Raw genomic sequence first — 14,049 nt, 5'->3', positions numbered from 1 at the left:
AAACGGCACACACCTAGGGAAAAACCTTACATGAATATCGTCCAAACCCCGTAGAACACCCACTAGGCAAACTTTCCGACGAAGTGCACATTGATCGCCCTTCCGCAGATGTCTGACGAGTGTGCTGGGGGATTGATGAAAACTGCTGAGAACCGTATGTCCGACCACGATATTTTGAGTGATGCCGAGCGCGAGGCGCTGAGCGCCGTGATGCTGGAGCCTGATTTACCGCCACAACGCGTGTTGATCGTCGACGACGACAAGGACGCACGCGAACTGCTGGCGGAAATCCTGGGGCTGGACGGTATTCGCTGCATGACGGCCGAGAGTGGCGAGGCCGCGTGGGATTTATTGAAGTCGAGCAGTTCCATCGGTTTGCTGATCACCGACTTGCGCATGGCGCCCAGCAATGGCCTGGAACTGATCCGACAAGTGCGAGAATCCACCCGTGCGGCGCTGCCGATCATCATTATGTCCGGCGATGCCGAAGCCCCGGACGTGATTGATGCCATGCATTTGAGCGTGGTGGATTTTTTGCTCAAGCCGATTGATAGCGTGAAGTTGGCGAAGCTGGTGAAGCGGGAGTTGGGGATGGCTTCCTGAGCGTGTCGGTAGCTGTGCCGGCCTCATCGGGGGCAAGTCTGGTCACTACAAGCCCCAAAGAAAAAGCCCTGATCTCACGATCAGGGCTTTTTCATTTACAGGCCGTTTTTAGCCTTGAACTCCCGACGCCGACGGTGCAGCACCGGCTCGGTATACCCATTAGGCTGCTTATTCCCTTCAATCACCAACTCCACCGCTGCCTGGAACGCGATGTTGCTGTCGAAATCCGGAGCCAGTGGGCGGTACAGCGCATCCCCGGCATTCTGACGGTCCACCACCGGCGCCATGCGCTTGAGGCTTTCCATGACCTGGTCTTGGTTGACGATGCCGTGGCGCAGCCAATTGGCGATGTGCTGGCTGGAGATGCGCAGGGTGGCGCGGTCTTCCATCAGGCCCACATCATTGATGTCCGGCACTTTCGAGCAGCCGACGCCCTGGTCGATCCAACGGACCACATAACCCAGGATGCCCTGGGCGTTGTTGTCCAGCTCGTTGCGGATTTCTTCGTCGGACCAATCGGTGTTGCTGGCCAGAGGAATGGTCAGGATGTCGTCTACCGACGCACGCTCGCGCTTGGCAAGCTCGGCCTGGCGGGCGAATACATCAACCTTGTGGTAGTGCAACGCGTGCAGCGCGGCGGCGGTCGGCGAGGGCACCCAGGCGGTGTTGGCGCCGGCCAATGGGTGGGCGATTTTCTGTTCGAGCATCGCCGCCATCAGGTCGGGCATCGCCCACATGCCTTTACCGATCTGCGCACGGCCTTGCAGGCCGGTGCTCAGGCCGATATCAACGTTCCAGTTTTCGTAGGCGCCGATCCATTTTTCGGCCTTCATGGCAGCCTTGCGCACCATCGCGCCGGCTTCCATGGAGGTGTGGATTTCGTCACCGGTACGGTCGAGGAAGCCGGTGTTGATAAACACCACGCGCTCGCTGGCCGCCTTGATGCAGGCCTTGAGGTTGACCGTGGTGCGGCGCTCCTCGTCCATGATCCCGACCTTGAGGGTGTTGCGCGGCAGGTTCAGCACGTCTTCGATGCGACCGAAAAGCTCGTTGGTGAACGCAGCTTCTTCCGGGCCGTGCATCTTCGGCTTGACGATGTACACCGAACCAGTGCGGCTGTTCTTGCGGGTGTTGTTGCCGTTGAGGCTGTGGGTCGCGGCGAGGCTGGTGACCAGGCCGTCGAGGATGCCTTCCGGCACTTCGTTGCCGTCTTTATCGAGGATCGCATCGATGGTCATCAGATGACCCACGTTGCGCACGAACAACAGCGAGCGACCGTGCAGCGTCACGTCCTGACCATCCACGCCGGTATAAACGCGGTCGGCGTTCATGGTACGGGTGAAGGTTTTTCCGCCCTTGGCCACTTCTTCGGCCAGGTCGCCCTTCATCAGGCCGAGCCAGTTGCGGTAGATCACCACTTTGTCGTCTGCATCCACCGCGGCGACGGAGTCTTCGCAGTCCATGATGGTGGTCAGCGCGGCTTCCATCAGCACATCTTTGACGCCGGCGGCATCGGTCTGGCCGACGGGCGTGCTGGCGTCGATCTGGATTTCGAAGTGCAGGCCGTTGTGTTTCAGCAGGATCGCAATCGGCTCGGCCGCAGGGCCCTGGAAACCGATCAACTGGGCATCGTCACGCAGGCCACTGTTGCTGCCGCCCTTGAGGCTGACAATCAGCGTGCCGTCGACGATCTTGTAACCGGTGGAGTCGACGTGGCTGCCGGCGCTGAGCGGCGCGGCTTCGTCAAGGAAGGCGCGGGCGAAGGCGATGACCTTGTCGCCACGCACCTTGTTGTAACCCTTGCCCTTCTCGGCGCCGTCGGCTTCGCTGATGGCGTCGGTGCCGTACAGCGCGTCGTACAGCGAACCCCAGCGCGCATTGGAGGCGTTGAGGGCGAAACGGGCATTCATCACCGGCACCACCAACTGTGGGCCGGCCATGCGGGCGATTTCGTCATCGACGTTTTGGGTCGAGGCCTGGAAGTCTGCGGCTTCTGGCAGCAGGTATCCGATGTCTTGCAGGAAGGCTTTGTAGGCCACCGGGTCGTGGGCCTGGCCGGCGTGGGTCTGGTGCCAGGTGTCGATGCGCGCCTGGAAATCATCGCGTTTGGCGAGTAGGGCTTTGTTCTTCGGTGCCAGGTCGTGGATGACCTTGTCGGCGCCGGCCCAGAACTGGTCGGCAGTGATGCCGGTGCCGGGAATGGCTTCGTTGTTCACGAAGTCGAACAGGACTTTGGCGACCTGCAGGCCACCGACTTGAACGTGTTCAGTCATTGCTTGCCTCACTCTGCACAGCTTAAGCGCTTTTTAGATTTTCATTATGTAGTGCCAAGTTGCGCATACTACATGATGACTTGCGGTTGTGAAAATTAGACTAAATACGTCGTTTAGCGACCCACTTTGGTCGTACGGTCACAGCGGAGAACGGGATGTTCTCAAAAAACTATTGGATTGTTCCAGATAAATATAAAAATGGTACACGATTTGTTTTCGGGGACTCCCGGGTCCACCTTGTAGATTGAATTCAGAGGGCTTCGCCATGGACCATCTTGTACTCACAATTATCGCCGCCGACAAACCTGGCCTGGTCGAGCGCATCGCGCAGAACATTGCCGCCCACGGGGGCAACTGGCTGGAAAGCCGCATGGCCCACATGGCCGGGCAGTTTGCCGGCATCCTGCGGGTCAGCGTACCAGCGGAAAGCCGCCAGGCATTGTTGGGGGCGCTGGAGGACTTATCCACACATGGCATTCGCGTGCTGGTGGGTGAGGGCAGTACCGGGCAGGCCTCGGCGTCCAAGTCGATTGTGATGACATTGGTGGGCAATGACCGCTCGGGCATCGTGCGTGAGATCACGGCCCTGTTGAGCCAGCAAGGCGTGAACCTGGAGCGCTTGAGCACGGATGTGCGCCCGGCCCCCATGAGTGGCGATCCGTTGTTCAGCGCCGAAGCGTTGTTGCAGGTGCCGCCGTCGTTGTCCCTGGAGCGCTTGCAGCTATCCCTGGAAACCTTGGCGGATGACTTGATGGTGGAGCTGCGCAGCGAGGAATAATCTGTCCACAAGGTTATGCATGGAAAACTTGCATGGGCCTGTGGATAACCTTGGGGTTAATGCCTGCAAGCCACGGCGTTTGTGGCTTGCAGAATGCTGTATGTTATTTGATCAGCGTTTGCGCACGGTCAGCCAGGCATCGACGCTGTAGACGACCAGGCCAGCCCAGATAAAGGCGAAGGCGAGCAGCGTGCTGGGCGCCAGGTGTTCGCCGAACAGCAGCACGGCTTCGAGCAACACCAGGGTCGGCGCAACATACTGCAAAAAGCCCAGCGCGGTGTAGGGCAGATGCCGTGCGGCGGCGTTGAAGCACACCAGCGGGATCAACGTCACCGGGCCGGCGGCGACCAGCCACCAGGCTTCGGATGTACTCCAGAACTCAAGCTGAGCACTGTGGGCGGTCGGGTTGAACAGCAACCACGCGACTGCAATCGGCACCAGCATCCAGGTTTCCACCACCAGCCCCGGCAGTGCTTTGACTGGCGCCTGTTTGCGGATCAGGCCATAGAAGCCAAAGGTCAGCGCCAACACCAGTGACACCCACGGCAAACTGCCGACTTGCCACACCTGTTGCGCCACACCCACAGCTGCCAGCCCGACCGCTACCCATTGCAAACGACGCAGGCGTTCGCCGAGAAGCAACATGCCGAGCAGCACATTCACCAGCGGGTTGATGTAATAACCCAGGCTCGCTTCAAGCATGCGCCCGGTGTTCACCGACCATACGTAGGTCAGCCAATTGGCCGCAATCAACGCTCCGCTCAAGGCCAGGATCGCCAGGCGCCTGGGGTTGTCGCGCAGTTCGCGGAACCAGCCGGGATGCTTCCACACCATCAACAGCAGGCCGCCGAACAGCGCCGACCACAGCACGCGGTGCACGATGATCTCGGCGGCGGGTACGCTGGCGATGGCTTTGAAGTAGAGCGGGAACAAGCCCCAGATGACATAGGCGCTGAGGCCCAGGATGTACCCCTTGCGGGGGTTGGCGGCGTGCATTGCAGAGTCCTTGTTCTAGCAGTTAAAACAGTTTCAATGGTTCTTCGTTGAGGGCTGATAGTTGCTCGCGCAACGCCAGCACTTGATCGCCCCAATACCGCTCGCTACCGAACCACGGAAAACTGTGGGGGAACGCCGGATCGTCCCAGCGCCGTGCCAGCCAGGCGCTGTAGTGCATCAGGCGCAAGGCGCGCAGCGGTTCGATCAGCGCCAATTCACGCGGGTCGAAGTCGTGGAATTCCTGATAGCCGTCCATCAATTCCGACAGTTGGCCCAGGCATTCCTGACGGTCACCGGCGAGCATCATCCACAGGTCCTGCACCGCCGGGCCCATGCGGCAGTCATCCAGGTCGACGATATGGAACATCTCGTCACGGCACATCATGTTGCCGGGGTGGCAATCGCCGTGCATGCGGATGTTCTTGTGCGGCGTGGCCTTGTAGACCTCTTCCACGCGCTTGAGCAGGTCGCGGGCCACAGACTCGTAGGCCGGCAGCAGGCTTTTGGGAATGAAATTGCCTTCAAGCAATGTGTTGAGTGAGTCGTGACCGAAGTTCTTCACACCCAGGGCTTCGCGGTGTTCGAACGGGCGGGTGGAGCCCACCGCGTGCAAACGGCCGAGCAGTTGCCCGAGGCGATACAGTTGATCAAGGTTGCCGGGCTCCGGCGCGCGGCCGCCACGGCGAGGGAACAGGGTGAAGCGGAAACCTTCGTGTTCGAACAGGCTTTCACCGTTGTGGATCAGTGGCGCGACGACCGGCACGTCGCATTCGGCCAGTTCGAAGGTGAAGCGGTGTTCTTCGAGAATCGCGTCGTTGGTCCAGCGCTGGGGGCGATAGAACTTCGCGATCAGCGGTTCGCCGTCTTCGATGCCCACCTGATACACGCGGTTTTCGTAGCTGTTGAGCGCCAGGACGCGAGCATCACTGAGAAAACCGATGCTTTCGACGGCGTCGAGCACCAGGTCAGGGGTGAGGGTTTCAAACGGATGGGCCATGGGAACTCCTGCGGGCAGCAGGGCGCCGCGTCCGGCCGAGTATGGTAACGCACCGGGCTTGAGATAGGGGGCGACTTGAGTATCGCCATCGGGGGCAAGCCCCCTCCCACATTTGAAATGCGTTCCCATGTGGGAGGGGGCTTGCCCCCGATGGGGCCCTATCAGGCGCCGACGATCCCGCCATCATCCCTGCGAATCGCCATCACCGAAGACCGCGGCTTCCCATTCGGCAGATGCTCCGGCCACGTCGAACCGCCGGTTTCCCCCGGATGCTGGATCCCCACAAACAGCGTTTTCTGATCCGGCGAAAAGCTGATCCCCGTTACCTCGCACGCCACCGGCCCGACCATGAAACGACGGATTTCACCGGTCGCCGGGTCGGCGCAGAGCATCTGGTTGTTACCCATCCCCGCAAAGTCGCCCGCGTTGCTGTAGTCGCCGTCGGTGAGGATCCACAGGCGTCCGGCCTTGTCGAAACCCAGGCCGTCGGGGCTGTTGAACATGTTCTGCGGGTTGATGTTGGACGAGCCGCCCTTGGGCTTGCCCGCGTGTACGCCGGGGTTGCCGGCCACCACAAACAAATCCCAGCTGAAATCGGCCGCGCCGTGGTCATCGGCATTGGCTTTCCAGCGCAGGATCTGACCGTAGACGTTTTTCTCCCGTGGGTTGGGGCCGCCCACGGATTGGCCGTCTTCGCCGCGCTTGGCGTTGTTGGTCAGGGTGCAATAGACCTGGCCATCGGAGGGGCTGACCACGATCCACTCCGGGCGGTCCATGCGCGTGGCTTTGACCACGCTGGCGGCCAGGCGCGCATGGATCAGCACTTCGGCCTGATTGGCAAAGCCCGTGCTGGCGTCGATGCCGTTTTTCCCATGGGTCAGCTCAACCCATTGGCCTTTGCCTTTTGGATGGTCGGCATCGCCATCGCCCGCGTCGAAGATCGCCACATACAAGGTGCCGTGGTCGAGCAGGTCTTTGTTGGCCTTGGGGTTCTTGTGGTTGATCTTGTCGCGGCTGACGAACTTGTAGATGAACTCGCCGCGCTCATCGTCGCCCATGTACACAACGGCGCGGCCATCGCGGGTTTCGGCGAGGGCGGCGTTTTCGTGTTTGAAGCGGCCCAGGGCCGTGCGTTTGGCCGGGGTGGATTGCGGGTCGAACGGGTCGATTTCCACTACCCAGCCATGGCGGTTGAGTTCGTTGGGGTTCTTGGCCATGTCGAAGCGTGGGTCGTGCAGGTGCCAGTTGATCTCTTTACTGGCGGCCACTACGCCGTAGCGTTTCTGCCCGGCGTCGAAGGTTTGTTGTGGGTTGCTGCTGCCGAAGCAGTCGGTGAAGTTCTCTTCACAGGTCAGATAAGTGCCCCACGGTGTCATGCCGTTGGCGCAGTTCTGGAAGGTGCCGAGGGCTTTCTTGCCGGATTTGTCGGCGCTGGTTTTCAGCCAGTCGTGGCCGGCAGCGGGGCCGCTCAGACGGATCGGCGAGTTGCCGTGAATGCGGCGGTTGTAGCGTGAATCCTGGACGAACTGCCAGGTGTCGCCCTTGCGCCGCACTTCGATCACCGACACGCCTTCGCTGGCCTGGGCCTTGCGCACGTCTTCGGCCGATTGCGGCGCGCCGCTGTGGGCGTAGAGGTAGCGGTAGTTGGTGTATTCGTTGTTGATCGCCATCAGCGCGCGGTTGTCGTCGCCAGGGAAGGCGAACAGGCTCATGCCGTCGTTGTTGTCGCCGAATTGTTGCTCCTGGGCCTTGGCCGTGCCGTTGCCGGACGGATCGAAGGCCGGCGCGCTCTTGTGCAGCGGCTGGCCCCAACTGATCAACACCGAGGCGCTGTAGCCCGGCGGCAAGGTGATGGTGTCGCTGGTCGCGGCGGCGATGCTGGCAAACCCCAGCAGCGGGCTGGCGGAAGCGGCATTCACGGCCAGGGCGCTGCGGCTCAACAGGTTGCCGCCCAGGAACATCGCGGCACCGCACAAGGCGCCGGCGCCGATAAAGCGGCGGCGGGTGAGGCCAACCATCTGCTCAAGGTCGGTGGCTTGGTTTTCTTCTAATAGGCTCATCTCAGGCTCCCTGCGGTTTTTGCAGACACCATAAGGAGCGGGTGTGACGAAGTTGTTGCAGTTTGAAGAACTCTGCGGCTCAGACTGGCGTACCGAGCAATACATGACTGGGGGCGAATTGCACGTGGATCTCCCGGCCTTCGGTGGCGTCCAGGGCCTTGAGTACGTCGGGCTGCGCCAGGGCGCATAAAACCGGGCCATTGGGCAGGGCGATGCGCACTTCGCTGGGGCCGTCCTCGGCGTGGAGAATGGCGTCTACCGTACCGCTCATGCAATTGTGTCCGAGTGTTGCAGCGCTGTGCGATGCGAGCAATTCCAGCCAGCCGGCCTTGATCAGTGCGACGACTTCCACGCCAATCTCCAGCTCCAGCCGTTGCGTGCTGTCATGGGTGATTTGGGCTGTGAGGGTCAGCCCACCCGCGAGTTGCAAATGAATCAGATCATTGCGGCCGTGGCTTTCAATCGCGCTGACCTGGCCATGCAGCTGGTTGCGTGCACTGGTGCGCAGCATCAGGCGGCCCAACAGATTGAAGTCACTGGCGGCTTCGTCCGAACCCAGCACCTCGGCCTGTAACGCTTGCAGGCGTTGGTAGAGGCGCAACACCCGTTCGCCTTCGGCGGTGAGTTTGGCACCGCCACCGCCTTTGCCGCCGACACTGCGTTCTACCAGGGGTTTTTGCGCGAGGTTGTTCAGTTCATCGATGGCATCCCACGCGGCCTTGTAGCTCAAGCCAGCACTTTTGGCGGCGCGGGTGATGGAGCCCTGTTCGGCGATATGCCCCAGCAGGGCGATGCGCTGGGGGCGGCGGACGATATGTTGGCTGAGCAAAGTCGGGAGAGACATGGGCATACGCTGTGTTGGGATGAGCGGACGTTGCGGCCGTGCGGCATGAGAGTCAAGTGCCAGGCTTGGGGGTGCGGGCCAGGCAGTACACATCCACCTGCCGCGCTCCGGCGCTGATCAACAGCCGCGCCAGGCTGTGGGCGGTAGCGCCGGTGGTGAGTACGTCGTCCACCAGCGCGAAGTGGCGGTCTTGTACCTGCGCATCAGGGGCCAGGGCAAAGGCGTCGAGCAGGTTGCGTTTGCGGCTCTTGGCGTCGAGGTTCTGTTGCGCCAGGGTTTCATGGGGGCGCAACAACACGTGTTCATTGCAGGGGATAGTCAGGTCGGCGCTGAGCCAGCGCGCCAGCATCAGCGCCTGGTTATAACCGCGCTCGCGCAGGCGCTGGCTCGCCATGGGCACCGGCAGCAGTGCGTCCGGGCGAATGAGTTCGTGGTTGTCGAAGCGATGTTGCAGGTATTTTCCCAGTAAGTGCCCCAGCAGATGCCCGAGTGGCCAGCGTGCCTGGTGCTTGAAGCGGCTGATCAGGGTGTCCACGGGAAAACTGTAGGTCCAGGGCGCGATGACTTGTTTAAAGGCGGGCGGTTGTTTGAGGCATTGGCCGCAGACCAACCCGTCCATCGCCAGGGGCAGCGCGCAGATTTCGCAATGCTCCATCAGCCAAGGCAGCTCGGTTTCGCAGACGTTGCACACACAATCGGCTGTTTCTGTGGCTTCGTCGCAGAGTAAGCAGGTTTGTGTGTTTTTTGACCAGATGTAAACTTGGTGTTTGTGTCCAGGTTGACAGTGCATGGATCTTCCTTAAATATGCCGAGCATCCGTGTCGCGCCTGCGGGTATTACCTTTCCCGCAGCGAGAGCCCAAGCATAATCAAGGAATCGCCCATGAGCGCCAGCATCACCGCCACCTTGCGTCACGATTGGTCCCTGGCCGAAGTCAAAGCACTGTTCGTGCAGCCGTTCAACGACCTCTTGTTCCAGGCGCAGACCGTACACCGTGCGCATTTCGACGCGAACCGTGTACAGGTGTCGACCCTGCTGTCGATCAAGACCGGCGCCTGTCCGGAAGATTGCAAATATTGTCCGCAGTCGGGCCACTACAACACGGGCCTCGAAAAAGAAAAGCTGATGGAGGTGCAGAAGGTCCTCGAAGAGGCCGCTCGCGCCAAGTCCATCGGTTCGACCCGCTTCTGCATGGGCGCCGCCTGGAAACACCCGTCGGCCAAAGACATGCCGTACGTGCTGCAGATGGTCAAGGGCGTGAAAGCCATGGGCCTGGAAACCTGCATGACCCTCGGCCGTCTCGACCAGGACCAGACCGAAGCCCTGGCCCAGGCCGGCCTCGACTACTACAACCACAACCTGGATACCTCGCCGGAGTTCTACGGCAGCATCATCACGACCCGCACCTACAGCGAGCGCCTGCAAACCCTGGCCTATGTGCGTGACTCGGGGATGAAGATCTGTTCCGGCGGCATCCTCGGCATGGGCGAGTCCCTCGACGACCGCGCCAACCTGCTGATCCAGTTGGCCAACCTGCCGGAGCATCCAGAGTCGGTGCCGATCAACATGCTGGTGAAAGTGGCCGGTACGCCGTTGGAAAACGCCGAAGATATCGACCCGTTCGACTTCATCCGCATGCTCGCCGTGGCGCGCATCCTGATGCCGCAGTCCCACGTGCGCCTGTCGGCCGGTCGTGAAGCCATGAACGAGCAGATGCAGGCCCTGGCGTTTTTCGCCGGCGCCAACTCGATCTTCTACGGCGACAAACTGCTGACCACTGCCAACCCGCAGGCCGACAAGGACATGCAACTGTTCTCGCGCCTGGGCATCCTGCCGGAAGCCCGTGAAGAGCACGCCGATGAAGTGCATCAGGCGGCGATCGAGCAGGCATTGGTGGAGCAGAAGAGCAGCGAGCAGTTCTACAACGCTGCTGTTTGATTCGGACCCTGTAGGAGCCGGCTTGCTGTGTTGAGCAGGCTTGTCCTGCGCGGGGCTGCGAAGCAGCCCGTCCGACATTCTCGACTGAGTTAATCCTGTTAAACCGAGGCCAGCATGTCTTTCGATCTCTCTGCGCGCCTCGCTGCCCGCCGTGCCGAACACCTTTACCGCCAACGCCCATTGCTGGCGAGCCCTCAAGGCCCTGAAGTGGTGGTCGACGGCCAACCGTTGCTCGCCTTCTGCAATAACGACTACCTGGGCCTGGCCAATCACCCGCAAGTGATCGAAGCCTGGCGCGCCGGTGCTTCCCGTTGGGGCGTGGGCGGTGGCGCGTCGCACCTGGTGGTCGGGCATGCCACGCCGCATCATGAGCTGGAAGAGGCGCTGGCTGACCTGACCGGTCGCCCGCGTGCGCTGCTGTTTACCACCGGCTACATGGCCAATATGGGCGCGGTCACGGCGCTGGTGGGGCAGGGCGACACGGTGCTGCAGGACCGGCTCAATCACGCGTCGTTGCTGGATGCGGGCTTACTGTCCGGGGCGCGCTTCAATCGCTATCTGCACAACGACGCGGCCAGCCTGGCCAAGCGCCTGGAGAAAGCCACCGGCAACACGTTGGTAGTCACCGATGGCGTGTTCAGCATGGACGGCGATTTGGCTGACTTGCCCGCCCTGGCCCGTGAAGCCAAGGCCAAAGGCGCCTGGCTGATGGTCGACGACGCCCATGGCTTCGGCCCGCTGGGTGCCAACGGCGCAGGCATCGTCGAGCATTTCGGCTTGAGCCAGGAAGACGTGCCCGTATTGGTCGGCACCCTGGGCAAAGCCTTCGGTACCTCCGGCGCGTTTTTGGCGGGCAGTGAAGACTTGATCGAAAGCCTGATCCAGTTTGCTCGCCCCTATATCTACACCACCAGCCAACCACCGGCGCTGGCCTGCGCCACGTTGAAAAGCCTGGAACTGCTGCGCACCGAGCATTGGCGGCGTGAACACCTCAGCGGCCTGATCCGTCAGTTCCGCCACGGCGCCGAGCAGCTTGGCCTGGACTTGATGGACAGCTTTACACCGATCCAGCCGATCCTGATCGGCGACAGCGCCAGGGCCGTGCGTTTGTCCCGGATGCTGCGCGAGCGTGGCCTGATGGTCACCGCGATCCGCCCGCCCACCGTGCCCGTCGGCAGCGCCCGTTTGCGCGTGACATTGACGGCGGCCCACAGCGAGGCGCAGGTGCAGCTATTGTTAAACGCATTGGAAGAGTGTTTCCGCTTGCCAGGCGCCCTGGAGCCCGACCATGCGTGATCGACTGATATTGCTGCCCGGCTGGGGCCTTGGCGTATCGCCGCTGGAACCATTGGCCGCCGCATTGCAGGGGCTGGACGAGCATCTGCACGTACAGATCGAGCCGTTGCCGGCGCTGGACGCCAGCGATCTCGGCGAATGGTTGGATGAACTCAACGCCACCTTGCCGGACAACACCTGGCTTGGCGGTTGGTCGCTGGGCGGCATGCTGGCCTCTGAATTGGCGGCGCGACGCGGTGAACGCTGCTGTGGCTTGCTGACCCTGGCGAGCAACCCGTGTTTTGTCGCCCACGACAGTTGGCCGAGTGCGATGCCCGCCGAGACCTTCGATGCGTTTCTCGCCGGGTGCCACGCGGACTCCCAGGTCACGCTCAAGCGCTTCGGCCTGTTGTGTGCCAAAGGCGCCGCAGACCCTCGCGGGCTCGCGCGGTTGTTGGTCAGCGGCGCGCCGAAGACGCCGTCCGCCATTTTGATGACCGGTCTTGAACTGCTTGCGCAACTGGACACCCGCGAAGCCTTGCTGGCCTATCGCGGCCCGCAGTTGCATCTGTTTGCCGGTATGGACGGCTTGGTGCCCGCCGAAGCCGCCAGCGACCTGCTGGCGCTGCTGCCCGATGTTGAAATCGGTCTGATTGAACAGGCCGGTCACGCGTTTCTTCTGGAAGACCCCCACGGTGTAGCGGGGGCCATCCAGGCTTTTTTGCATGAGTGTGTCGATGACTGATCTATCCCACCCCCCTCTGCCGGGTGCCTTGCCAGACAAGCGCCAGGTGGCGGCGTCGTTTTCCCGTGCGGCGGCCAGTTACGACAGCGTCGCCGAGTTGCAGCGCGCTGTGGGGCACGCGTTGCTGTCCCGCCTGCCGTCAGCCTGTGCGCCACGTCGTTGGCTGGATATGGGATGTGGTACGGGGTATTTCAGTCGCGTGCTGGGGGATTTATTGCCCGCCAGTCAGGGCGTGGCCCTGGATATCGCCGAAGGCATGCTCAACCATGCGCGGCCCTTGGGTGGCGCGCAGCACTTCATCGCGGGGGATGCCGAACGCTTGCCGCTGAACGCCGAGCGCTTTGAGCTGATCTTCTCCAGCCTTGCGGTGCAATGGTGTGCGAACTTCGATGCGGTGCTCAGCGAGGCCCATCGCGTGCTGCAACCGGGCGGGGTGTTGGCGTTTGCGAGTTTGTGCGTGGGCACATTGGATGAACTGCGCGAAAGCTGGCGCGCCGCCGATGGCCTGGTGCACGTCAATCGCTTCCGCACCTTCGAGGCTTACCAGCAACTGTGCGCGGCCAGCGGTTTGCGCGTGGTCAGCCTGGAGCGCCAGCCCCATGTGCTGCATTACCCGGATGTACGCAGCCTGACCCATGAATTGAAGGCCCTCGGTGCACACAACCTCAACCCCGGCCGCCCCGGCGGGTTGACTGGCCGGGCGCGGATTGTGGCACTGGTCGAGGCTTATGAGCGGTTCCGCCAGGCCCAGGGCCTGCCGGCGACTTATCAAGTGGTGTATGCCGTACTGGAGAAACCTCAATGAGCGTCGCTTATTTCATTACGGGCACCGACACCGATGTCGGCAAGACCACCGTCGCCGCCGGCCTCCTGCATGCCGCCCGCCAAGCCGGCAAAAGCACCGCCGCCGGCAAACCCGTGGCCTCCGGTTGTGCCGTGACCCCCAACGGCCTGCGCAATGCCGATGCCCTGGCGCTGCTGGCCGAATGCTCATTGCCGTTGAGTTATGCCGAGGTCAATCCGGTGGCGTTCGAACCGGCTATAGCCCCTCATCTGGCGGCGCGGGAGGCCGGTGTTTCGCTGACGGTGCAATCGCTGCTCAAGCCCATGCAACTGGTTCTGGCGCGGCACGCGGATTTCACCTTGATCGAGGGCGCGGGCGGCTGGCGCGTGCCGCTGGCTGACCAGGCCAATCTGTCGGACCTGGCCATCGCGCTCAAACTGCCGGTGATCCTGGTGGTGGGCGTGCGTCTGGGCTGTATCAGCCATGCCTTGCTCACCGCCGAAGCCATCGCACGGGACGGTTTGGCGCTGGCGGGTTGGGTCGCGAACATCATCGACCCCAAGACTTCCCGCCTGGAGGAAAACCTCGCCACCTTGGCCGAACGGTTGCCCGCACCGTGCCTGGGGCGCGTGCCCAAACTCAAGCATGCCGGCGCCGAAGCCGTGGCGGAATACTTGCAGTTGGACTTGCTTGACTGATTTTGGCTATCGGTAAGGCATTGTGCTATTAGTGTTTTTGACGGGCGTTTTGCCACGT

At 62.0% G+C, this 14,049-nt stretch carries 13 protein-coding genes; 7 read left to right on the top strand and 6 right to left on the bottom strand.

Translation table 11 applies throughout. The features are described 5' to 3' along the window. The first annotated feature begins 156 nt into the window (after positions 1–156). Positions 157–603: a response regulator gene (locus AB3G88_RS25940; protein WP_158878562.1), complete on the top strand. Its 447-nt coding sequence runs from the start codon at positions 157–159 to the stop codon at positions 601–603. 95 nt (positions 604–698) lie between these two features. Here the strand turns inward: AB3G88_RS25940 and AB3G88_RS25935 are convergent, their stop codons facing one another. Continuing rightward, entirely contained in the window at positions 699–2,876 is a 2,178-nt protein-coding gene (locus AB3G88_RS25935) for a malate synthase G (RefSeq protein ID WP_480452247.1), read from the bottom strand. Positions 2,877–3,141: 265 nt separating this feature from the next. Here AB3G88_RS25935 and AB3G88_RS25930 point away from each other — a divergent pair, with 265 nt between their 5' ends. Continuing rightward, the gene (locus tag AB3G88_RS25930; protein WP_480452245.1) at positions 3,142–3,654 is read left to right on the top strand and encodes a glycine cleavage system transcriptional repressor; all 513 of its coding nucleotides are present in this window, start codon (positions 3,142–3,144) and stop codon (positions 3,652–3,654) included. A 111-nt stretch (positions 3,655–3,765) separates the two neighbouring features. Here AB3G88_RS25930 and rarD read toward each other — a convergent pair whose 3' ends face one another. From rarD to AB3G88_RS25905, 5 genes are all read right to left on the bottom strand, one after another. Then, entirely contained in the window at positions 3,766–4,650 is an 885-nt protein-coding gene (gene rarD, locus AB3G88_RS25925; protein ID WP_099585710.1) for an EamA family transporter RarD, read from the bottom strand. Between the two features lie 22 nt (positions 4,651–4,672). Continuing rightward, the gene (locus AB3G88_RS25920; protein WP_099585709.1) at positions 4,673–5,647 is read right to left on the bottom strand and encodes a serine/threonine protein kinase; all 975 of its coding nucleotides are present in this window, start codon (positions 5,645–5,647) and stop codon (positions 4,673–4,675) included. A gap of 161 nt (positions 5,648–5,808) precedes the next feature. Beyond that, positions 5,809–7,707, bottom strand: coding sequence for a PhoX family protein (locus tag AB3G88_RS25915; protein WP_480452242.1), 1,899 nt, complete (start codon positions 7,705–7,707; stop codon positions 5,809–5,811). A 79-nt stretch (positions 7,708–7,786) separates the two neighbouring features. Further along, entirely contained in the window at positions 7,787–8,551 is a 765-nt protein-coding gene (locus AB3G88_RS25910) for a TOBE domain-containing protein (protein WP_480452239.1), read from the bottom strand. 52 nt (positions 8,552–8,603) lie between these two features. Next, on the bottom strand, positions 8,604–9,341 hold the full coding sequence (locus AB3G88_RS25905) for a ComFC family protein (protein ID WP_480452237.1): 738 nt from the start codon (positions 9,339–9,341) through the stop codon (positions 8,604–8,606). Between the two features lie 92 nt (positions 9,342–9,433). Between AB3G88_RS25905 and bioB the strand changes: the two genes are divergently transcribed. From bioB to bioD, 5 genes are all read left to right on the top strand, one after another. After that, positions 9,434–10,489, top strand: a complete 1,056-nt coding sequence (gene bioB / locus AB3G88_RS25900; RefSeq protein ID WP_480452235.1) for a biotin synthase BioB — start codon at positions 9,434–9,436, stop codon at positions 10,487–10,489. A 114-nt stretch (positions 10,490–10,603) separates the two neighbouring features. Continuing rightward, positions 10,604–11,785 (top strand): 8-amino-7-oxononanoate synthase, encoded by a 1,182-nt coding sequence (gene bioF, locus AB3G88_RS25895; protein ID WP_480452233.1) that lies wholly within the window; start codon positions 10,604–10,606, stop codon positions 11,783–11,785. Continuing rightward, positions 11,778–12,509, top strand: a complete 732-nt coding sequence (locus AB3G88_RS25890; protein WP_480452231.1) for an alpha/beta fold hydrolase — start codon at positions 11,778–11,780, stop codon at positions 12,507–12,509. Before bioF ends, AB3G88_RS25890 begins: the two co-directional genes overlap by 8 nt. Further along, entirely contained in the window at positions 12,502–13,314 is an 813-nt protein-coding gene (gene bioC, locus AB3G88_RS25885) for a malonyl-ACP O-methyltransferase BioC (RefSeq protein WP_112192589.1), read from the top strand. Before AB3G88_RS25890 ends, bioC begins: the two co-directional genes overlap by 8 nt. Then, on the top strand, positions 13,311–13,991 hold the full coding sequence (bioD, locus tag AB3G88_RS25880; protein ID WP_099585701.1) for a dethiobiotin synthase: 681 nt from the start codon (positions 13,311–13,313) through the stop codon (positions 13,989–13,991). The genes bioC and bioD overlap by 4 nt, the downstream gene beginning before the upstream one ends. The last annotated feature ends 58 nt before the right edge of the window (positions 13,992–14,049 follow it).

Source organism: Pseudomonas arvensis, assembly GCF_056688935.1.
Note: the sequence above shows the minus strand (reverse complement) of the source record. Positions and strands in the feature narration are given on the sequence as shown.